Consider the following 19,040-nt stretch of genomic DNA (forward strand, 5'->3'; position numbering starts at 1 on the left):
GACGGATTTCCTGCAGAATTGTGACGGCGCGGAAATCCCATTCCAAGATGGCGCGATTTGCCCTAGAGGGTCCGCTGCGGATCAGACGGAGACCATCGATGAGTGCGCCTGACATGGTAGGGCTGGCCGGAGTCGTAGCCTATCTATCGGCCTACGGTCTGCTGCAGCTCGGTATTCTGAAGGTCGAGGATCTGCGCTACGCACTCCTCAACGCACTCGGCGCGCTTCTCATCCTCTACTCACTGATATTCGATTTCAATCTGGCGTCGTTCATCACGCAAGCCGCATGGCTGGTTCTTACACCTCTAGGCTATATACGCTCGCGCATGAGGAAGATCCGGACGATCTGAAGGGGAACCGAGCCCATGCAACCGGCGCAGGGGCTTTCGCCTCCATCGAGGCTTCACGCGGCCGCCTTGCCGTGGTTGTCTGCATCCCCTCGCCAGTGACCCACCCGTGACGATGCGCCTCCTGTGAAACCTCTCCTAGGGATATCCCTCAAGGTCCTGTCAGCCCTCGTCTTCACGATGATGTCGGCGACGCTCAAGACGATGATGATCCGCTACCCGGTCGGAGAAGTCGTCTTCTTCCGCTCGGCCTTTGCGCTCCTGCCGCTGCTGGCGTGGCTCAAATGGCAGGGCGATCTCGTCAATGCGGTAAGGACGAAGAACGTGGTCGGGCATTTCAAGCGCGGTATCATCGGGACGAGCGGCATGTATCTCGGCTTCGCGGCCCTATCCTACCTGCCGCTCCACGATGCCATCGCCATCGGCTATGCGTCGCCGCTGATCGTCGTGATCCTGGCGGCCCTTCTCCTCAACGAGAAGGTTCGGGCCTATCGCTGGACGGCCGTCGCCGTGGGGTTCGTGGGCGTTCTGATCATGCTCTCGCCCTATCTGAAGCTCGACACCTTCTCTGGAGGCCTGAGCGCGGGTCCGACGCTTGGCGCCCTCTGCGCGTTCGCAGGCGCCTTCTGCTCTGCGGGCGCCATGATCCAGGTGCGTCGCCTGACGGCCACCGAGAAGACGGGCGCCATCGTGTTCTACTTCTTCATCCTGGCCTCGGCTCTTTCCCTCTGCACGATCGTGTTCGGCTGGCGCATGCCCGATGCCGCCGACTGGGCCCTCTTCGTGGTCGCCGGAATCCTGGGCGGGATCGGGCAGATCCTGCTCACCCAGAGCTACCGTTTTGCCGATACGTCCGTCATCGCTCCCTTCGAATACACCACCATGATCTGGGCGCTTCTGTTCGGCTGGTTCGTGTTCGGGGACCTGCCCACCGCGACCGTGCTCACCGGCGCCATCATCGTGGCGGCAACCGGCCTGTTCATCGTCTGGCGCGAACACCGGCTCGGGCTGTTGCGAACCAAGGAATTCCAGGCTTCACCCCAGCGCCCGGGGGTCTGAAATGGCGCCGAAAGGGAAAAGCAAAGACCCGCCGCACCGGCGCTTGACCCGCCCTGCCGATTACCCCACAACCGTTTTGAGGAACGGGCGTACGGTTTTTCAGAACAGAGGCAGCGATGGGCGTCGAGGGCAAAGAACGGAACCGGGAGCTGGAAACGGGCGCGCAGGTTCTCTCCGGCAACATGGGCAAGACGATCCAGCGTCTGCGCAAGGCCTACAACCTGTCCCTGTCGGAGCTCGCCGAGCAATCCGGCGTCGCAAAGTCGATCATCAGCCAGATCGAGCGCAACGAGACCAATCCCACCCTCGCGACGATCTGGCGGCTGAGCCAGGCGCTCGACGTATCCATCGAGCGGGTTCTCGCGTCCGGGGACGAAGAGCCTTTCATCGAGAAGTCGTCCAAGGCCGACACGCCGATCCTCGTGTCGGAGGACGGCAAGATGCGGCTCGCCATCATCGGCTGGCTCAAGACCATCGAATGGCTGCAATGGTACGACGTGCAGTCGGAGCCCGGCGGGGTTCTCGACTCCGACAGCCATCAGCGCGGCTCGGTGGAATGTCTGTCGGTTCTCGAAGGTGAGTTCGAAGTCGAGGTGGGCGGGGTCGTCCAGCAGGCCAAGGCCGGCGAAAGCCTGCGCTATCGCTGCGACCGTCCCCATTCCGTGCGCTGCATCGGCGACAAGCCCGGCCGGGCCACCATGGTCTGCATCCTCAAGGCCGCCGTGATGGATTGAGGCCTGTCCTCAACCCATCCCCAACTGTTCCACAGCTTACTCAGGCCTCTTGAACCCCTGCCTCGGCGGCAGGGACAACAGGTACTCCGCCATGGCGGCACGGTCCGCCTCGGGCAGTTGGGCCGTGTTGGCCACAACGGCGCCCATCTGTCCGCCGACCGTGTCGAACAGCGGCGTCTCGCCGGTCTTCAGCAGCGTCGCCAGTTCCTCGGGAGCCCAGCCGCCGATGCCGGTCTGGTGCGGCGTGATGTTGGGGACGATCCCCCTGCCCTCCGGATCGGGGCCGCCGGCGAAGCGGCGCTCATCGATGATAGCGCCGGCTGCATTGCGCTCGCTGTGGCACTCGACGCAGTGCCCCGGCCCGTTCACCAGATAGTCTCCCCGGTTCAGGCTGGCCGATTTCGACGCATCCGGCGTGAAGACCTTTCCGTCGAGGAAGGCCAACTTCCAAAGCCCGACACCCCGGCGGATGTTGAAGGGAAACGGCAGTTCGTGATCGCGCGCCCGCCCCTCGACGGCGGGCAGGGTCTGCATGAAGGCGAAGAGGTCGGAGAGATCCTCAGGATTCATGCGCTGATAGGAGGTGTAGGGAAAGGCCGGATAGTAGTGGCGGCCATCGGGCGACACGCCCTCGCGCATGGCCCGGATGAAGTCGGCCGTGCTCCAGGAGCCGATGCCATCCTGCTTGTGGGATGAGATGTTCGGGACGTGGAAGGTGCCGAACGGGGATTTCAGGGCATAGCCGCCGCCCAGACGCAGCTTGTCATCGTTGTTGGGCACCGCATGGCAGGAGGTACAGCCTCCGGCGAAGAACAGGACCCGGCCGTTCTCCACATTCGGGGTCCGGTTGGCATCGGGAGCGGGCGCCTCGGCACGGATGAGGCGATAGGCCGAGGGCGAGGTCAAGGCCAGGAAGCCCAATACGCCGAAAATCACAAGGGCAACCACCCCTACGAGCGCTATACGCATCGCCTCTTCTCCAAATGAAATAGGCGGCCCAAGGGCCGCCCATTCCGAGCATCGTCCGATCAGGAGGTCTTCTTGCGGAATTCGTTGTGGCAGGCGCCGCAGTTCTGAAGCACCTTCGGCATCTCGGTCTTGAAGGAAGCCTCGTCCTTGATCGTGGCCATGGCCGTCTGGGCGTCCTGGCTCATCTTGTTCCCGAGGGATTCGAACTTGGCCTTGTTCTCCCAAATCGTGGGCAGAGCTTCGGTCTTGGGCGCGTCCTTCGTGTTCTCAGGGAAGAGAGTGACGAATTTCTTGGGGTTCTCGGCGAACACCTTCAGGCCAGCCTGGACCTTGGCGAGGTCGAAGGGCTCCTGGCCGCGCATCATGGCGCCGATAGGCCGCGTCTGCGCGCCCATTTCCTTCATCAGAGCCTGACGCTGCTCGACGACGTTGCTCTGGGCAATGGCGGCGGTCACCCCAAGCGCCAGAAGGCTGGCGACGAATATTGTACGCTTCATCTATGTGTTTCCCTCATGGGCGCGACAGACGGCTTCCCTACGAACCGTCTCCGGCGGGACGACATTAGCGCATATCTGCAGAAGCTTGAGCACTGTACTTTAGAACACATCTATGTGATCGTTCGAGGTATCGGGCCTACTCCACCGGCTCGCCCGCCGCAGCCCAGTCCTTGAACCCCCCTTTGTAATGCTCGCGGATATCGCGTCCGGCAGCCTGAGCAAACTCGATTGCCCGGACGGACCGAACGCCTGCCGCACAGGAGAAGACGATTCGCTTCCCGTCCGGCAGACCGGAGGCATCGAAGGATGAGAGGGGATGCGAGACGGAGCCGGGGATATGGCCCGCGGCGAACTCATGCGGTTCGCGGACGTCGACCAGGAGAAGGGAACCCTCCCGTAACCCCTGCTTGATGGCCTCGCGATCGAGATCGATAACCTGCGGCGCTTCGCTCATGGACACATCCTCCCTGTCATGGCCGTCTCATAGCGGCAGGACAGGGAGGCGTGCAATCCGGCAGCCGTCACGAAAGCGGCGGGATCCGCAGGACCCAGCCGGGCTGGATCATGTCGGGGTCCTTGACCGGCGGCGAATTGGCTTTGACGATCTCCGTATATTTCGCGCCCTTGCCCTTGCCGTAGTGCTTCTCGGCGATCTCCCAGAGGGTATCCCCCTTCTGGACCGTGTACATGGTGGACTCGGCCGAAGGCTGCTGAACCTGGAAATCGGAGGTATCGACTTCGGCGACGCCGTAGGTATTGCCGAGGGACAGGATGATCTTCTCGGCTTCCTCCTGGTTCATGGCCTGACCCGAGAGCTTCACCCGATCGCCCTCGACCTGGATTCCGAGCTTGCTGGCATCGAACCCGTGTCCCTGGACCTCCTGCTGCAGCTTATCCGGGGTGGCCGCGGCTGCGCTTCCGCCGAAGATCTTCGCGCCGGCCTCCTTGATGAACTTGAAAAGACCCACGTCGTCCTCCTCTCGTTGTGCCCGGCCTTGGATAGCCAAGCTGAGACGAAGACGCATGGGGCTCCGAACGGTTCCGCTTAGGCCAAGCTCGAGAACACATCCGCCAGCGAGGGCAACCGATCCTTCAGCCGCAGAAGCGCGATCAGCTCGATCTGGACGACGGCCGTGTCGAATTCCTGCTCCGGATCATGCTCGAGCCGCTCCTCGAAGGCCGCCAGGATCTCGTCCTTCGAGCGCCCCTTCACCGCCATGATGAACGGGAAGCCGAATTTTTCCTTGTAGAGGTCGTTGAGCGCCAGGAAGCGGTCGCGCTCCTCCTCAGTGAGGCTGTCTAGGCCTGCCGAGGACTGTTCGTTGCGGGAATCGGCCGTGAGGTCGGCGAGCTTGAGGCGTCCGGCGAGATCGGGATGGGCGTTGATCAGCGCCAGCTTCTGCCCGTGGCTTGCCCCCGAGAGCACATGCACCATGGCGGCATGAAGCCCCTCGGCCGTATCCTGCCCGGTGGTGAGGCCGGCGTCAAAAGCGCGCTCCGCGATCCAGGGCGAATGCTCGAAGATGTCGCCGAAAGCATCGACGAAGAGGGCGCGGCTCATGGTGCTGGGCTTCAGGCCCGCCGGGCGATGATGCCGGAGCCAGTGGCGCGCGATGTCGATGCGCCGGGCGACCCAGACGCCCTCGTGAGACGCAACATAGTCCAAGAAACGCGCCAGCGCCGCTGCCCGCCCGGGGCGGCCGACGAGGCGGCAATGGAGGCCCACCGACATCATCTTCGGTGCGGTCTCGCCCTCTGCATAAAGGGTGTCGAACGAGTCCTTCAAGTAGGCGAAGAACTGGTCGCCCGCGTTGAAACCCTGCGGGGTCGCAAAGCGCATGTCGTTGGCGTCCAGGGTGTAGGGCACGATGAGCTGCTGCCTGTCGCCGTGCTGCTCCCAAAAGGGCAACTCGTCGGCGTAGGAATCGGCGCTGTAGAGAAAGCCGCCCTCCTCCGCCACGAGGCGGTTGGTGTGCTCCGACGTGCGGCCCGTGTACCAGCCGAGCGGCCGTTCCCCCGTCACCTCCGTGTGGATGCGGATCGCCTCCTTCATGTGCGCCCGCTCCTCCTCCGAGGAGAAGTCCCGGTAGTCGATCCACTTGAGCCCATGGCTCGCGATTTCCCAGCCGGCCTCCTTCATGGCCGCGACCGCCTCCGGGTTGCGCATGAGGGCCGTGGCGACGCCATAGATCGTGACCGGCATCCTGCGTTCGGTGAACATCCGCCACAGGCGCCAGAAGCCGGCGCGGGAGCCGTATTCGTAGATCGATTCCATGCTCATGTGCCGCTGGCCGGGCCAGGCCTGCGCGCCGACGATCTCCGAAAGGAAGGCCTCGGAGGCCCGGTCGCCGTGGAGAATGCTGTTCTCGCCGCCCTCCTCGTAGTTGATCACGAACTGGACGCAGATCCGCGCTCCGTTCGGCCAGCGCGGATGCGGCGGGTTGCGGCCATAGCCGACGAGGTCACGGGGATAGGACGTCGGCATGGTCAGCTTCCTCGATAGGTGGAATAGCTCCAGGGGGAGACGAGGAGCGGAACATGGTAGTGGCCATCGGGCTCGGCGATGGTGAAGCGGATCGGCACGATGTCCAGGAACGGAGGATCGGCCATGGCCGTACCGAGCGTTCTGAAATAGGCTCCGACCGCGAAGACGATTTCATAGGTTCCGATGCGGAAGGCATCGCCGATCATCAGCGGCGCATCCGTGCGCCCATCCGCATTGGTGACGGCGCGCAGCACGGAGCGGCGTTGCTCGCCCTCGACGGCGAACAGTTCGATGGCGACGCCGCGCGCGGGTTTGCCGTTGGCGGTATCCAGAACGTGGGTGGACAGGCGGCCCATGAAACCTCGCGGATGGAGAAGGGGCAGATCGAACCTGGAATTCTTTCTGGCCTGCGCGTTCGGCGTCAAGCCGCATCCCTCGATCCTGTTGCGGAAATGCAGGGTTTCCCGGACAGGGTTCCTGTTGAAAAAGCTGCGGACACGGCCTATCGCAAACCCGACCGCCGCCCTAGGCTAAGCATTCCTTCATCAATCAAGTGACTGCATGATCGACCCGCAAATCTCCGAATGGATCAGCCAGATCATCCGCTGGGTCCATGTGATTACGGCCATCGCCTGGATCGGCTCGTCCTTCTACTTCATCCACCTCGATCTCAGCCTGAAGAAGCGGGAAGGCTTGGCCGAAGGCGTCGGCGGCGAGGCATGGCAGGTCCATGGCGGCGGGTTCTACAACATGCGCAAGTATCTCGTTGCGCCGCCCGAACTGCCGAAGGAGCTCACCTGGTTCAAGTGGGAGAGCTATTCCACCTGGATCAGCGGCTTCTTCCTCATTGTCTGGGTCTACTATCTCCAGGCCGACCTCTACACCATCGATCCGGCCGTGCGCGCCCTCACGACCTGGCAGGCCGCCGCCATCGGCATCGGCGGCATCATCCTGAGCTGGCTCGTCTACGAGGGCCTCTGCCGCTCACCGCTTGGAAAGAACGGCCTCCTGCTCGGCGTCGTGCTCTTCGCCTACATCCTGCTGGCGGCCTACGCCTTCACCCGGGTCTTCAATGGCCGCGCCGCCTTCCTGCACACGGGCGCGATGATCGCCACCTGGATGTCGGCGAGCGTGTTCTTCGTCATCATCCCGAACCAGAAGAAGGTTGTAGCCACCCTCCTGGCCGGGCAGACGCCCGACCCGAAACTCGGCAAGGAAGCGAAGCTCCGGTCGACCCACAACAATTACCTGACCCTTCCGGTCATCTTCCTGATGCTGTCGAACCACTATCCGCTGGCATGGTCGTCCGCCTATTCGGTCGGCATCGTGGGGCTGATCGTGATCGCAGGCGCGGTGATCCGGCACTTCTTCAACTCGCAGCATGCCGGCAAGGGCTCGCCCTGGTGGACCTGGGGCGTTGCCGCAGCTGCCGTCATAATCGCGATCTGGCTCTCGATCATCGGCAAGCCCGGCAACGCCAACATGGCCGAGGCCCCGGCAGCCGTCACGCCCGAGGCCGTGACGGCCTCCTTCGACGAGGCCGTGCTCGCGATCCAGTCCCGCTGCTCCATGTGCCATGCGCCGGAGCCCGTCTGGGACGGAATTCCTGTCGCGCCGAAAGGCGTACGGCTCGATACGCCTGAGGAGATCGAGCGCCATGCGGAGATCATTCGCGTCCAGAGCGTGCTGACCCACGCCATGCCGCCCAACAACATCACCGAGATGACCCTGGACGAGCGCAAGGCTGTAGCCGCCTGGCTGGCGGCACGGGACACCTTTACCCGCTAAAATCGTGCGTTGAGCCCCAACAACCGAACCGATGGAGAAATCGATTGACCGAACTCACCCTGGAAGCGGCTCAGACCATTGCAGCCACCGCCCTCAAAACCGCGCGGGAGAAATCCTTCAAGCCTCTCGCCGTAGTGGTCTATGACGCCCGCGGCGCGCTCAAGGCCCTCCTTTCGGAGGACGGCACCAGCATCAAGCGGGCTGAGATCGCCATGGGCAAGGCTTATGGGGCCCTGGCGCTCGGCGTCGGCTCGCGCGCCCTGCACAAGATGGCGACCGACCGTCCCTACTTCGTCGCCTCGGCCACTCATGCGGTCGGCGGGCAGCTCGTCCCGGTTCCGGGTGGAGTCCTGATCAAGGACGGCCAGGGCCGGATCCTGGGATCGGTGGGCGTTTCCGGCGATACATCCGACAACGACGAAATCGCCGCCGTGGCCGGCATCGAGGCGGCCGGCATGGTCTTCGACACCGGCGCCTGAGCCGTCTCCACAGGCTCAACCCTTTGTTATCCCAGGAATTCCTTAATTTTTCTGATAGTACTGGACATAAACAGTTGATTGATCAACAAATAGGACAAGGTTACTGCCTTACCGGCTCTGACCGAAACATTCAAAAAACCCTGAGATAATCAGAAAGGGAACGCGTCCAATGTCATCATGGTTGAAACGTACCGCTCTGGCGGCTGCCGCAACGGTAGCATTTTCGAGCTTCGCGGTCGCTCAAGTTGTCTACCACCGCGGCAACGACGGCGAGCCGGAGACGCTCGACGTCCACAAGACCTCCACGGTCGGTGAATCCCACGTTCTCCGCGACCTTTATGAAGGTCTCGTGATCAAGAACAACAAGGGCGAAGTGGTGCCCGGCGTCGCCGAAAAGTGGGAGATGAGCGACGACGGCAAGACCTACCGCTTCACCCTGCGTTCCAACGCCAAGTGGTCCAATGGCGACCCGCTGAAGGCCTCTGACTTCGTGTTCGCCTATCGCCGGATCATGAACCCGGAAACCGGCGCCAAATACGCCAACATCCTCTACCCGATCCTGAACGCCGAGAAGGTGAACAAGGGCCAGGCCAAGCCTGAGGACCTCGGCGTGAAGGCGGTAGACGACCGCACCCTCGAGATCCGTCTCGAGCAGCCCACTCCCTACTTCATCGAGCAGCTGACCCACCAGACAGGCCTGCCCGTCCATCCGGCGTCCGTCGAGAAGTTCGGCAAGGATTACGTGAAGCCGGGCAACCTGGTGTCCAACGGCGCCTACACGCTGGCCGAGTTCGTGCCGAACTCGCATATCAAGGTCGTGAAGAACCCGAACTTCCATGATGCCGCGAACGTCAAGATCGATCAGGTGATGTTCTACCCGATCTCCGATCTTGCCGCGGCCGTCCGCCGATTCCAGGCCGGCGAACTGCACTCCACCCCGGACATCCCGGCCGACCAAGTGAAGGCCCTCAAGGAGCGCTTCAAGGGGCAGGTCGTGATCGGCCCGTATCTCGGCGTCTGGTGCTTGCCGGTCAACACGTCGAAGGCGCCGTTCGACGACGTGCGCGTCCGCAAGGCCCTTTCCATGGCGATCGACCGCGAGTTCATCGCCGAGCAGATCTGGGGCGGCACCATGCTGCCGGCTTATTCCTTCGTGCCGCCGGGCATCGGCAACTACGGCAAGCCGGCCCAGGCCGAGTACGCCTCCATGTCGCCGATCGACCGCGAGGACAAGGCGAAGGCCCTGCTGAAGGAAGCCGGCTACGGCCCCGGCGGCAAGCCGCTGAAGGTTGAGATCCGCTACAACACCACCGACAACAACCGCAACACGGTTGTCGCCATTGCCGACCAGTGGAAGGCGCTCGGCGTCGAGACGTCCTTCATCAACACCGACTCCAAGACCCACTTCGCGCATCTGCGTGACGGCGGCGACTTCGACATCGCACGCTACGGCTGGATCGGCGACTACTCGGATCCGCAGAACTTCCTGTTCCTGCTCGAGAGCGACAACAAGGGCTTCAACTACGGCAAGTGGAAGAACGCTCAGTTTGACGACCTCATGAAGAACAAGGCTGCCAAGGAAGGCGATCTCAAGAAGCGCGCCGAGTACCTGCTGCAGGCCGAGCAGATCTTCATGAAGGAAGAGCCGTGGATCCCGCTCCTCCACTACAGCACGAAGAACCTGGTCTCGGACAAGCTCGTCGGCTTCAACCAGAACATTTCTGGCGTGTACCCGAGCCGCTTCCTGTCCCTGAAGCAGTAAGCATCCTCGATCTTGCCGGGCGGCCTCATGGCCGCCCGGCTCACAAACAACACGTCGGCCGCCAAGGCTGCTTCCCTCGCTGAGGGGTTGTTATCGAGCGGAGTCGATACTGTGATCCCCTTCGTTTTCCGCCGTCTTCTCTCGGCGATTCCTACCCTTTTCATCATCATCACGATCTCGTTCTTCCTGATCCGGCTCGCGCCGGGCGGTCCTTTCGATCTGGAACGTCCCCTCGAGGCCAAGGTCATGGAGAACCTGCAGAAGATCTATGGCCTGGATCGGCCGCTCTTCGAGCAGTACGTGAGATATCTCTTCGCCGTAGTTCAGGGTGATTTCGGTCCCTCTTTCATCATGCGCGACTTCAGCGTCGCCGAGCTCTTCGCCAACGGCCTGCCCGTTTCCATCCGGATCGGCGCCCTTGCACTGGGCTTCGCCATCATTGTGGGCGGCACGCTCGGCTCCATAGCGGCTTTTCGGCAGAACAGCATGGTCGACTACATGGTGAGCGGCCTCGGCACCTTCGGCCTGACGATCCCCACCTTCGTGATCGCTCCGGTGCTGCAGATCGTGTTCGGGCTCACCCTGGCCCTGTTGCCCGTTGCAGGCTGGGCGGGTGGCACTCCCCGCAATCTGATCCTGCCAGTCATCACCCTCTCGCTCCCCCAGATCGCCATCATTGCGCGCATGACCCGTGCGGCCATGATCGAGAACCTGCGCTCGAACCACATCCGCACGCTCCGCTCGCTGGGCCTGCCGTCATGGGTTATCGTGCGGCACGCCCTGCGTGGGGCCGCCTTGCCGGTAGTGTCCTACCTCGGACCTGCCGCCGCAGCCCTGCTCACCGGCTCCGTCGTGGTGGAAACCATCTTCGCTCTCCCAGGGGTCGGCCGCTACTTCGTCGAGGCAGCGCTGAACCGCGACTACACCCTCGTGATGGGCACCGTCGTCGTGGTGGCCGTGTTCGTGCTCATTTTCAATCTGATCGTCGACATCCTCTACGCGGTGATCGACCCCCGCGTCCGTTACGATTGAGGCACCGCCATGGCTGAAGGCGCCGTCATTTCCGATATCCCCGTCACCGGCCCAGTGACCGGCCGTTCCCTCTGGGCCGATGCGCGGGCTCGTCTCCTGCGCAACAAGGCCTCCGTCGCCAGCATGATCATCTTAGGGTTGATCGCGCTCGCCTGCATTTTCGGGCCGTTTTTCACCGGCCACCCCTTCGACAGGGTGTATCCTGAGTACGTGCGCGCACCTGCGAGCCTGAGCGCATACCCCAAGGCGGAGCAGATCATCCCCCAGGCCGAGCGCATCGGCTCCCGCGTAAGGGCCAAGCCCGAAAACATTGAGATCACCGGCGACGCCGTGCGCATGGCTCTCGTCAGCACGAGCTCGCGGCCCGTCGACGAGCGGCTGCTGGCCTATTTCGAGCGCTCGGATCTGTTCGGCACCGCGCAGGTCGTGGAACGGCAGGACGAGGGGCGCCGCCTTGTGGTCGACGTGCCCATCGAGAAGCAGTATTTCTTCTTCGGCACCGAAGCCAATGGACGCGACCTTCTCACCCGCACCATGAAGGCCGGTCAGGTCTCGCTCGCCATCGGGCTTCTGGCGACGTTCGTCGCCATCATCATCGGCGTGGTCTACGGCGCGACCTCCGGCTATCTCGGAGGGCGCGTCGACCTCGTGATGATGCGCATCGTCGACGTTCTTTACTCGCTGCCTTTCATCTTCTTCGTCATCATGCTGGTCGTTTTCTTCGGCCGGAACTTCGTGCTGGTGTTCCTGGCCGTGGGCGCCGTCGAGTGGCTCGACATGGCGCGCATCGTCCGGGGGCAGACGCTCTCGATCAAGCGGCAGGAATATGTCCAGGCCGCCGAGGCGCTCGGCGTCGAAACCAAGGGCATCATCCGCCGTCACGTGATTCCAAACACCCTTGGTCCTGTGGTGGTCTACATGACTCTCATGGTGCCGCGCGTCATCCTGCTGGAGAGCTTCCTGTCCTTCCTCGGCCTCGGTGTTCAGGAGCCCTATACCAGCCTTGGCGTTCTGATTTCGGAAGGTGCCAAGAGCATTCAGGATTCCACCTGGATGCTGATCTATCCCGCACTGACGCTCGTCGCGATCCTGTTCTGCCTGAACTTCATCGGCGATGGCCTGCGCGATGCTCTCGACCCGAAGGATCGCTGACATGGCCGAACCTGTTCTTTCCGTCCGCAATCTCCATGTCCGCTTCCGCACCGGCGACGGCATCCTCCATGCGGTGAAGGGCATCGACCTCGACATCAACGCAGGCGAGACCGTCGCCATCGTGGGCGAGTCCGGCTCGGGCAAGAGCCAGACCATGATGTCGGTCATGGGCCTTCTCGCCTCGAACGGCTGGGCAGAGGGCTCGGTCAAGTATCGCGGCGAGGAGCTGGTGGGTCTTTCTCCGGGCAGGCTCAATCATTACCGCGGCTCGAAGCTCACCATGATCTTCCAGGAGCCGATGACGTCGCTTGATCCGCTCTATCGCATCGGCGATCAGCTTAGCCTCCCGCTCACCACCCATGGCGGCATGGGCAAGGCCGACGCGCGCAAGCGCGCCATCGAGCTTCTGGAACTCGTCCGCATCCCGGATCCTGGCCGCCGCATCGATGCCTATCCGCATGAGCTGTCCGGAGGCCAGCGCCAGCGTGTGATGATCGCCATGGCGCTCGCCAACAATCCGGACGTGCTGATCGCCGACGAGCCGACCACCGCTCTCGACGTGACGGTGCAGGCCCGCATTCTCGATCTGCTCGCCGATCTGCAGAAGCGGCTCGGCATGTCGATCGTGTTCATTACCCACGACCTCGGCGTCGTCCGCCGCTTCGCCGACCGCACCTATGTGATGAAACGCGGAGAGGTGGTCGAAAGCGGCCGCACGTCGGACATCTTCGCGGCACCGAAGCATCCCTATACCCAGATGCTCATCGATGCCGAACCGACCGGACGCAAGGAGCCTGTCGCGGCCGACGCTCCAGTCATCCTCGATGCACAGAACATCGGCGTCGAGTTCGCCCTGCAGAAGTCCCTGTTCGGCAAGACGACCCATGTGCTTCGCGCTGTCGACAATGTGAGCCTCAGGGTACGTGCCGGCGAGACGGTGGGCGTGGTGGGCGAATCCGGCTCCGGCAAGTCGACGCTGGGCCGCGCCATCCTGCGCTTGCAGCCGGCCTCCGGCCTCGTGCGCTTCGAGGACCGCAACCTCATGCCCCTCGACCGGCGGGGGATGCAGCCTCTGAGGCGGCACCTGCAGCTTGTGTTCCAGGACCCCTTCGGCTCCCTCTCCCCCCGCATGACCGCGGGCGAGATCGTGACCGAGGGCCTGCTCGTCCACGAGCCCAGCATCTCCCGCAAGGAACGCGACCGGCGCGCCGCTCAAGCCTTCGACGAGGTGCAGCTCGATCCGGCCTGGCGGAACCGCTTCCCGCACGAGTTCTCCGGCGGCCAGCGTCAGCGCATCGCCATCGCCCGCGCCATCATCCTGCACCCCAAGCTCGTGGTTCTCGACGAGCCGACATCGGCCCTCGACCGCTCCGTCCAGAAGGAGATCGTCGACCTCCTGCGCAATCTGCAGAAGGCTCACGGCCTCGCCTATGTCTTCATCAGCCACGACCTCGCCGTCGTGCGGGCGCTCTCGGACGAGATCATGGTCATGAAGAGCGGCAAGGTGGTGGAGCGCGGCAACGCCGAGGAGATCTTCGACCGACCGAGCGAGGAATACACCCGCGACCTGATTGCAGCCGCCTTCCTGACCGAACTCGACAAGAGAGAGGCAGCAGTCCAACACCTGGCCTCCTGACGGTTGGAACCTGAGCCCATGGTGCAGATTTGACTCTGGACCATGGCAAAGCTCGCAGCCTATCGCGCCAAGCGCGACTTCACCAAGACCTCGGAGCCGGCAGGCAAAGCCTCCCGGCGCCGGGGCGCATCTTTCGTCGTGCAGAAGCACGATGCCTCCCGCCTGCATTATGACTTCCGCCTCGAGCTCGACGGCGTCCTGAAGAGCTGGGCGGTGGCGAAGGGGCCCAGCCTCGTCAAGGGCGAGAAGCGTCTGGCGGTCGAGGTCGAGGACCATCCCCTGGGCTACGGGGATTTCGAAGGCACCATCCCAGACGGCCAATATGGCGGCGGCACCGTCCTGCTGTGGGATCGAGGGACCTGGGAGCCGGAAGGCGCCCCCCATGAGGCTTACGAGAAAGGCCGCCTCACCTTCCGCCTTGAGGGCGAGAAGCTCCATGGCACATGGCATCTCGTCCGCATGGCGAAGCGCCCGCGCGAGCGCCAGCCATCCTGGCTGCTCATCAAGGCCGATGATGCGCATGCAAGGACCGAGGACGACCCGGACATACTCGAAGACGCGCCGCTCTCGGTGAAGACCGGGCGCGCGCTCGAGGAGATCGCACCCGGGCGCTCCGCCAAGGCTCCCGCGAAACGGACAGCAGCCCCAAGGAAGGCCTCATCGGCGACGGCAGCAAAGCCTGCGAAGAAGGCCTCAAGCGTCAAGGCCGCGAAGGCGGGCGACACCGAAGTGGCCGGCGTGCCTCTCACCCATCCTGACCGCATCCTGTGGGAGGATCAGGGGCTCACGAAGCAGGAACTGGCGGAGTTCTACCGCGATATTGGCACTTGGCTTCTGCCACATCTGGTCAACCGTCCTCTCACCCTCATCCGATGCCCGGGAGGCACGGAGAAGAAGTGCTTCGTCCAGCGGCATTCCTGGGCCGGCATGAGCGACTTCATCCATCGCACAACGATTCCGGACAACAGCGGCACGCAGGAGGCTTTGACCGTCACTGACATCCAAGGTGTGATCGCCCTCGTGCAATCGGGCGTGCTGGAGATGCATGTCTGGGGCGCAACCATTGCCGATCTGGAACGCCCCGATCGGCTCATTTTCGATCTTGATCCGGGCGAGGGCGTGGATTGGCCGCGCGTGATCGAAGGCGCTGTTGCGGTCCGCGAGCGCCTGAAGGCGCTGGGATTGGAGAGCCTCGTCAAGACAACGGGCGGCAAGGGCCTGCACGTGGTGGTGCCCCTGAAGCCGAAGGCTCCATGGAAGGAGGCGCTTGCATTTTCGCGCGGGATCGCCGAGGCGATGGCGGCAGACGAGCCGGAGCGCTACACCACCACGTCCGTCAAGCAGGAGCGAGAGGGCCGCATTTTCATCGACTATCTGCGCAACAACCGCGAGGCCTCGGCTGTGGCGCCCTACTCCACCCGCTCCCGGCCCGGTGCGCCCGTGGCGACACCGATTGCGTGGGAAGAGCTTTCACCTGATCTCAAACCCAACGGCTTCACCGTCGAGAACCTGGGCCGGCGCCTCTCCGCGCTCAAGAAGGATCCTTGGGCGGATATCGGAAAGATCGATCAGGTGCTGCCAGAGCAAAAATCGTCTAGGCCCGCGTCGCGCAAGAAGTAGCGATCAGAAGACAGGAGCCTTGATCCCTTCCGCCTCGAGGGTCTGCTGCACCGCAGGCCGGGCAAGGACGCGCTCGGCCAAGGCGTTCAGGTTCGGCAGGCTCCGCGGCGGGCGCGGCATGCCCCGGCCCCAGCGGATCAGCATGAACAGGAAAAGGTCGGCGGCGGAGAACCTGTCCCCGAGCAGCCATGTTCTGTCGCCGAGCTGCTCGGATATCACGTCGAACATGCGGGTGAGGCGCTCATTGGCCGCCTGCTTTACGGCCGGTGCCGCAGCCTCGTCGCTCGCATGCTCGTGCGGGTAGAACCAGGCGCGGTATTCCGCCTGCGGCGTGTTCGTCATGTGAATCATCCACTTGTAGAACTCGGCCCGCTCGCTTGTACCGAGGGCAGGAGCAAGGCCCGCCTGCGGGAACTTGTCAGCGAGGTGAAGGGCAATGGCGGCCGTCTCGAACAGGACGAGATCGCCATCCACGAGAACCGGGATGCGGCCGTTGGGATTGAGCCTGAGGTACTCGGCGCTCTTCTGGAAATTCTGCCCCCGGTCCACGAGGCGCAGCTCGAACTCGGCCCCGAGCTCGCGCAGCATCATGTGCGGCAGAAGGCTGGCATTGCCGGGATAATAGTAGAGAGCAAGCATCGTGAGCCCCTGGAGGTTTTTCGTGGCCCTGCCTTGGTAGATGGCGCCGGAAGCCGCGTAAAGGGAGGCTGGCCTGCGATCCCAACCTTCCTTTCATGCGCTCATGCCCTATCGTCCTCAAGGCAAACGGGAGATGACGATGACGGATCTTGCCAAGACCCTGATCGAGAAGCTGCAGATCAAACCCGGCGAAAAGGTCCGCCTCCGGGATCGTGATCCCCGCGACAAGTCCCTCTTCGGCGACGAACAGCAGACCAAGACGAACACGGCCGCTCTCGCCAAGGAGATCGACACCTTGCAGGACCGGCTCTACGCCGAGGGATCCCGCTCCCTTCTCGTGATCCTCCAGGGCACCGACACCTCGGGCAAGGACGGCACCATCCGCAGCGTCTTCAATGCGACAGGTCCCCTGGGGGTCTCGGTCCATGCCTTCGGCCCGCCCACGAAGCTCGAACTGGAGCATGACTACCTCTGGCGCGTGCACGCCGTCTGCCCCCGGCGCGGGACGATCGGCATCTTCAACCGCTCCCATTACGAGGATGTCCTGATCGGGAAGGTCAGGAAGTTCGCGCCTGCGGACGTGATCGAGCAGCGCTACGAGCAGATCAATGCCTTCGAGAAGATCCTGGTCGAGAACGGCACCACGATCCTTAAGTGCATGCTGCACATCTCGAAGGACGAGCAGAAGGAGCGCCTCCAGGCCCGCCTCGACGATCCAACCAAGAACTGGAAGTTCAATCCTGGCGATCTGGAAGACAGGGAGCACTGGGACGACTACCAGGAGGCCTACGAGATGATGCTCCATCGCTGCTCGACCCCGTGGGCGCCCTGGCATGTCATCCCGGCCGACCGGAAATGGGTCCGCAACGCCGCCATCGCCAACATCGTCAAGGCGGCCCTCGAGGAGATGAACCCGCAATATCCCCAGGTCTCCTGGAATCCCAAGGACTTCACGGTCCGCTAGAGAACGCGTCCACAAGGGCCGGCAGCAGTCGCATTCATCCTTTGTCGTATGCTCCTGTGCCCTTGCCGACAGGGAATTAAAGCGCGACAATAATCCTTATGAAAAGCATTCTTGTCCCGATCGAAGACCATGGCGCCATCGAACCCCAGCTGGAGGCTGCCCTGCAGCTCGCCCAGCTGTTCGACAGCTATATCGAGGGGATTGCCATAACCCCCGATTACCCGGTAGTCCTGCCGGTGGACATCGCCATCGGCGTCCCCTCTCCCATCACTCCGGAAAACCGCCTCGAGATGGCCCGCACGTGCCGCGAACGCTTCGAGGCCTTCATGGCCGTCAAGCAAATCTCGCGCGCCGCTGCCGGAATGGAAGGCCTGAGTTCCGGCTGGCGGCAGGACGGGCTGATGGAGGATGCCTTCCTGGGAGCCTATGGGAGGGTATTCGACCTCATCGTCGTCGGGCGCCCCGACGGATCGAACGGGCAGACCCGCCTGTCGACGGCAGAGGCAGCCCTTTTCGAGACCGGGCGCCCGGTCCTCATCGCGCCACCCACGCCGGCCCGCAGCCTTGGCGAGACCGCCGTGATCGCCTGGAACCGGAGCACGGAGACGGCCCGTGCCGTACTGGGCTCGATGCCGCTGCTCCGGAAAGCCAAGCGGATCGTCATTCTCGAGCTCGACGACTGGGGTGTTCCCGGACCCTCGGGCTCGGAGCTCGCCCGCCATCTTCGAATGCATGATCTGCCGGCGGAAGCGATCTCGGCGGCCGACCCCTCCAACCGGCCCGGCGAAACGATCCTGAAGGAAGCCGCGGCTCTCGGCTGCGACCTGCTGGTGAAAGGTGCCTATACCCAGAGCCGCCTGCGGCAGATGTTCTTCGGCGGAGCCACCAGTCATATTCTTGGCAACACGACCATGCCTGTGCTGATGGCCCACTGACAGGAATGTCGCTCGCCATGTTCCGGGATGTCGCCGTCGTCCTCGACGATCGCTTTCAGCGTCTGCACATCGGGTCCGCGCGCCTAGAGAAGCTGGCGGAGGGGTGCCGCTGGGCGGAAGGGCCGGCCTACTTTCCGGCCGGACGCTACCTGATCTGGAGCGACGTGCCCAACGACCGGTTGATGCGTTTCGACGAGACATCGGGCACCGTCAGCGTCTTCCGGCACTCGTCCGGCTATTCCAACGGCAACACGGTCGACCGGCAGGGGCGCCTCGTCACCTGCGAGCACGGCAACCGGCGCGTGACCCGCACCGAGCATGACGGTTCGATCACGGTGCTCGCCAGCCATCACCAGGGCAAACGCTTCAACAGCCCCAACGACGTTGTAGTGAAGTCCGATGGCTCGATCTGGTTCACGGATCCGGCCTATGGCATCGATTCCGACTACGAGGGGCACAAGGCCGAGAGCGAGGTCGGCGCCTGCCATGTCTATCGCATCGATCCGCACACGGGCGAAGTCCGCATCGTCGCTGGTGATTTCGTACGTCCCAACGGGATTGCCTTCTCGCCCGACGAAACACGCCTCTATGTCGCCGACACCGGCGCCACCCATGTGAAGGACGGCCCGCGCCACATCAGGGTCTTCGATGTGGACGATCAAGGAGGCCTCTCGGGCGGCGGCGTCTTCGCCACCTGCACGCAGGGCCTGTTCGACGGCTTCAGGCTGGATGAGGCCGGGCGGATCTGGACGAGCGCCGGAGACGGCGTGCACTGCTACGAGAGCGACGGCACGCTGATCGGCAAGATCCTGGTTCCCGAGGCGGTCGCCAATGTCGTCTTCGGCGGGCCGAAGCGCAACCGGCTCTACATCTGCGCCACGACGTCGCTCTACGCCATCATGCTGCCCGTGAATGGGGCCAAAACCTTCTGAAACATGCACG

Annotated in this window: 20 protein-coding genes; 13 read left to right on the forward strand and 7 right to left on the reverse strand. The window is 63.5% G+C overall.

Annotated features, from left to right (window positions below; all coding sequences use genetic code 11):
• The first annotated feature begins 98 nt into the window (after positions 1-98).
• The 3 genes from AC0QTX_RS11100 (at position 99) to AC0QTX_RS11110 (ending at position 2,140) form a co-directional block, all read left to right on the forward strand.
• Positions 99-350, forward strand: coding sequence for a CBU_0592 family membrane protein (locus AC0QTX_RS11100; protein ID WP_474603882.1), 252 nt, complete (start codon positions 99-101; stop codon positions 348-350).
• A gap of 123 nt (positions 351-473) precedes the next feature.
• Entirely contained in the window at positions 474-1,406 is a 933-nt protein-coding gene (locus AC0QTX_RS11105; RefSeq protein WP_474603883.1) for a DMT family transporter, read from the forward strand.
• Positions 1,407-1,522: 116 nt separating this feature from the next.
• The gene (locus AC0QTX_RS11110) at positions 1,523-2,140 is read left to right on the forward strand and encodes a helix-turn-helix domain-containing protein (protein WP_190844057.1); all 618 of its coding nucleotides are present in this window, start codon (positions 1,523-1,525) and stop codon (positions 2,138-2,140) included.
• A 36-nt stretch (positions 2,141-2,176) separates the two neighbouring features.
• Here AC0QTX_RS11110 and AC0QTX_RS11115 read toward each other — a convergent pair whose 3' ends face one another.
• The 6 genes from AC0QTX_RS11115 to uraH all read right to left on the reverse strand — a co-directional run bounded on the left by AC0QTX_RS11115 (position 2,177) and on the right by uraH (position 6,447).
• Positions 2,177-3,109, reverse strand: coding sequence for a c-type cytochrome (locus tag AC0QTX_RS11115; RefSeq protein ID WP_474603884.1), 933 nt, complete (start codon positions 3,107-3,109; stop codon positions 2,177-2,179).
• Positions 3,110-3,168: 59 nt separating this feature from the next.
• A complete protein-coding gene (locus AC0QTX_RS11120; RefSeq protein WP_474603885.1) occupies positions 3,169-3,606 on the reverse strand; it encodes a c-type cytochrome in 438 nt (145 codons plus the stop codon).
• Between the two features lie 136 nt (positions 3,607-3,742).
• Positions 3,743-4,060, reverse strand: a complete 318-nt coding sequence (locus AC0QTX_RS11125) for a rhodanese-like domain-containing protein (protein ID WP_474603886.1) — start codon at positions 4,058-4,060, stop codon at positions 3,743-3,745.
• Between the two features lie 67 nt (positions 4,061-4,127).
• Positions 4,128-4,574 carry a peptidoglycan-binding protein LysM gene (gene lysM, locus AC0QTX_RS11130; protein WP_474603887.1) on the reverse strand — a complete coding sequence of 149 codons (447 nt, stop codon included), beginning with the start codon at positions 4,572-4,574 and terminating at the stop codon, positions 4,128-4,130.
• A gap of 77 nt (positions 4,575-4,651) precedes the next feature.
• On the reverse strand, positions 4,652-6,091 hold the full coding sequence (puuE, locus tag AC0QTX_RS11135; protein ID WP_474603888.1) for an allantoinase PuuE: 1,440 nt from the start codon (positions 6,089-6,091) through the stop codon (positions 4,652-4,654).
• A gap of 2 nt (positions 6,092-6,093) precedes the next feature.
• Complete coding sequence (uraH, locus tag AC0QTX_RS11140) at positions 6,094-6,447, reverse strand: hydroxyisourate hydrolase (RefSeq protein ID WP_474603889.1); 354 nt, start codon at positions 6,445-6,447, stop codon at positions 6,094-6,096.
• 205 nt (positions 6,448-6,652) lie between these two features.
• Here uraH and AC0QTX_RS11145 point away from each other — a divergent pair, with 205 nt between their 5' ends.
• The 7 genes from AC0QTX_RS11145 to ligD all read left to right on the forward strand — a co-directional run bounded on the left by AC0QTX_RS11145 (position 6,653) and on the right by ligD (position 15,560).
• Positions 6,653-7,879: a urate hydroxylase PuuD gene (locus AC0QTX_RS11145; RefSeq protein ID WP_474603890.1), complete on the forward strand. Its 1,227-nt coding sequence runs from the start codon at positions 6,653-6,655 to the stop codon at positions 7,877-7,879.
• Between the two features lie 44 nt (positions 7,880-7,923).
• Positions 7,924-8,358 (forward strand): GlcG/HbpS family heme-binding protein, encoded by a 435-nt coding sequence (locus AC0QTX_RS11150; protein WP_474603891.1) that lies wholly within the window; start codon positions 7,924-7,926, stop codon positions 8,356-8,358.
• Between the two features lie 169 nt (positions 8,359-8,527).
• Positions 8,528-10,120: a peptide ABC transporter substrate-binding protein gene (locus tag AC0QTX_RS11155; protein WP_474603892.1), complete on the forward strand. Its 1,593-nt coding sequence runs from the start codon at positions 8,528-8,530 to the stop codon at positions 10,118-10,120.
• Positions 10,121-10,231: 111 nt separating this feature from the next.
• The gene (locus AC0QTX_RS11160) at positions 10,232-11,152 is read left to right on the forward strand and encodes an ABC transporter permease subunit (RefSeq protein ID WP_474603975.1); all 921 of its coding nucleotides are present in this window, start codon (positions 10,232-10,234) and stop codon (positions 11,150-11,152) included.
• Positions 11,153-11,161: 9 nt separating this feature from the next.
• Positions 11,162-12,304 (forward strand): ABC transporter permease subunit, encoded by a 1,143-nt coding sequence (locus tag AC0QTX_RS11165; protein WP_474603893.1) that lies wholly within the window; start codon positions 11,162-11,164, stop codon positions 12,302-12,304.
• A gap of 1 nt (position 12,305) precedes the next feature.
• Complete coding sequence (locus tag AC0QTX_RS11170) at positions 12,306-13,940, forward strand: ABC transporter ATP-binding protein (RefSeq protein WP_474603894.1); 1,635 nt, start codon at positions 12,306-12,308, stop codon at positions 13,938-13,940.
• A 42-nt stretch (positions 13,941-13,982) separates the two neighbouring features.
• Positions 13,983-15,560 (forward strand): non-homologous end-joining DNA ligase, encoded by a 1,578-nt coding sequence (gene ligD, locus AC0QTX_RS11175; protein WP_474603895.1) that lies wholly within the window; start codon positions 13,983-13,985, stop codon positions 15,558-15,560.
• A gap of 3 nt (positions 15,561-15,563) precedes the next feature.
• Here ligD and AC0QTX_RS11180 read toward each other — a convergent pair whose 3' ends face one another.
• On the reverse strand, positions 15,564-16,199 hold the full coding sequence (locus AC0QTX_RS11180; protein ID WP_474603896.1) for a glutathione S-transferase family protein: 636 nt from the start codon (positions 16,197-16,199) through the stop codon (positions 15,564-15,566).
• A 139-nt stretch (positions 16,200-16,338) separates the two neighbouring features.
• Between AC0QTX_RS11180 and AC0QTX_RS11185 the strand changes: the two genes are divergently transcribed.
• The 3 genes from AC0QTX_RS11185 (at position 16,339) to AC0QTX_RS11195 (ending at position 19,030) form a co-directional block, all read left to right on the forward strand.
• Complete coding sequence (locus tag AC0QTX_RS11185) at positions 16,339-17,163, forward strand: polyphosphate kinase 2 family protein (RefSeq protein ID WP_474603897.1); 825 nt, start codon at positions 16,339-16,341, stop codon at positions 17,161-17,163.
• Between the two features lie 98 nt (positions 17,164-17,261).
• Positions 17,262-18,098, forward strand: coding sequence for a universal stress protein (locus AC0QTX_RS11190; RefSeq protein WP_474603898.1), 837 nt, complete (start codon positions 17,262-17,264; stop codon positions 18,096-18,098).
• A 17-nt stretch (positions 18,099-18,115) separates the two neighbouring features.
• Positions 18,116-19,030: an SMP-30/gluconolactonase/LRE family protein gene (locus AC0QTX_RS11195; RefSeq protein ID WP_474603899.1), complete on the forward strand. Its 915-nt coding sequence runs from the start codon at positions 18,116-18,118 to the stop codon at positions 19,028-19,030.
• Positions 19,031-19,040: the final 10 nt, after the last annotated feature.

It is taken from the genome of Microvirga sp. jy35 (genome assembly GCF_056148915.1).

Bases quoted from the DNA above. Each gene is read 5' to 3' on its own strand.
- AC0QTX_RS11120 (WP_474603885.1), bottom strand. From the start codon at position 3,606: ATGAAGCGTACAATATTCGTCGCCAGCCTTCTGGCGCTTGGGGTGACC.
- AC0QTX_RS11110 (WP_190844057.1), top strand. From the start codon at position 1,523: ATGGGCGTCGAGGGCAAAGAACGGAACCGGGAGCTGGAAACGGGCGCG.
- AC0QTX_RS11125 (WP_474603886.1), bottom strand. From the start codon at position 4,060: ATGAGCGAAGCGCCGCAGGTTATCGATCTCGATCGCGAGGCCATCAAG.
- ligD (WP_474603895.1), top strand. From the start codon at position 13,983: ATGGCAAAGCTCGCAGCCTATCGCGCCAAGCGCGACTTCACCAAGACC.
- AC0QTX_RS11185 (WP_474603897.1), top strand. From the start codon at position 16,339: ATGACGGATCTTGCCAAGACCCTGATCGAGAAGCTGCAGATCAAACCC.
- AC0QTX_RS11190 (WP_474603898.1), top strand. From the start codon at position 17,262: ATGAAAAGCATTCTTGTCCCGATCGAAGACCATGGCGCCATCGAACCC.
- puuE (WP_474603888.1), bottom strand. From the start codon at position 6,091: ATGCCGACGTCCTATCCCCGTGACCTCGTCGGCTATGGCCGCAACCCG.
- AC0QTX_RS11155 (WP_474603892.1), top strand. From the start codon at position 8,528: ATGTCATCATGGTTGAAACGTACCGCTCTGGCGGCTGCCGCAACGGTA.
- AC0QTX_RS11165 (WP_474603893.1), top strand. From the start codon at position 11,162: ATGGCTGAAGGCGCCGTCATTTCCGATATCCCCGTCACCGGCCCAGTG.
- AC0QTX_RS11115 (WP_474603884.1), bottom strand. From the start codon at position 3,109: ATGCGTATAGCGCTCGTAGGGGTGGTTGCCCTTGTGATTTTCGGCGTA.
- AC0QTX_RS11180 (WP_474603896.1), bottom strand. From the start codon at position 16,199: ATGCTTGCTCTCTACTATTATCCCGGCAATGCCAGCCTTCTGCCGCAC.
- AC0QTX_RS11100 (WP_474603882.1), top strand. From the start codon at position 99: ATGAGTGCGCCTGACATGGTAGGGCTGGCCGGAGTCGTAGCCTATCTA.
- AC0QTX_RS11145 (WP_474603890.1), top strand. From the start codon at position 6,653: ATGATCGACCCGCAAATCTCCGAATGGATCAGCCAGATCATCCGCTGG.
- AC0QTX_RS11170 (WP_474603894.1), top strand. From the start codon at position 12,306: ATGGCCGAACCTGTTCTTTCCGTCCGCAATCTCCATGTCCGCTTCCGC.
- AC0QTX_RS11195 (WP_474603899.1), top strand. From the start codon at position 18,116: ATGTTCCGGGATGTCGCCGTCGTCCTCGACGATCGCTTTCAGCGTCTG.
- uraH (WP_474603889.1), bottom strand. From the start codon at position 6,447: ATGGGCCGCCTGTCCACCCACGTTCTGGATACCGCCAACGGCAAACCC.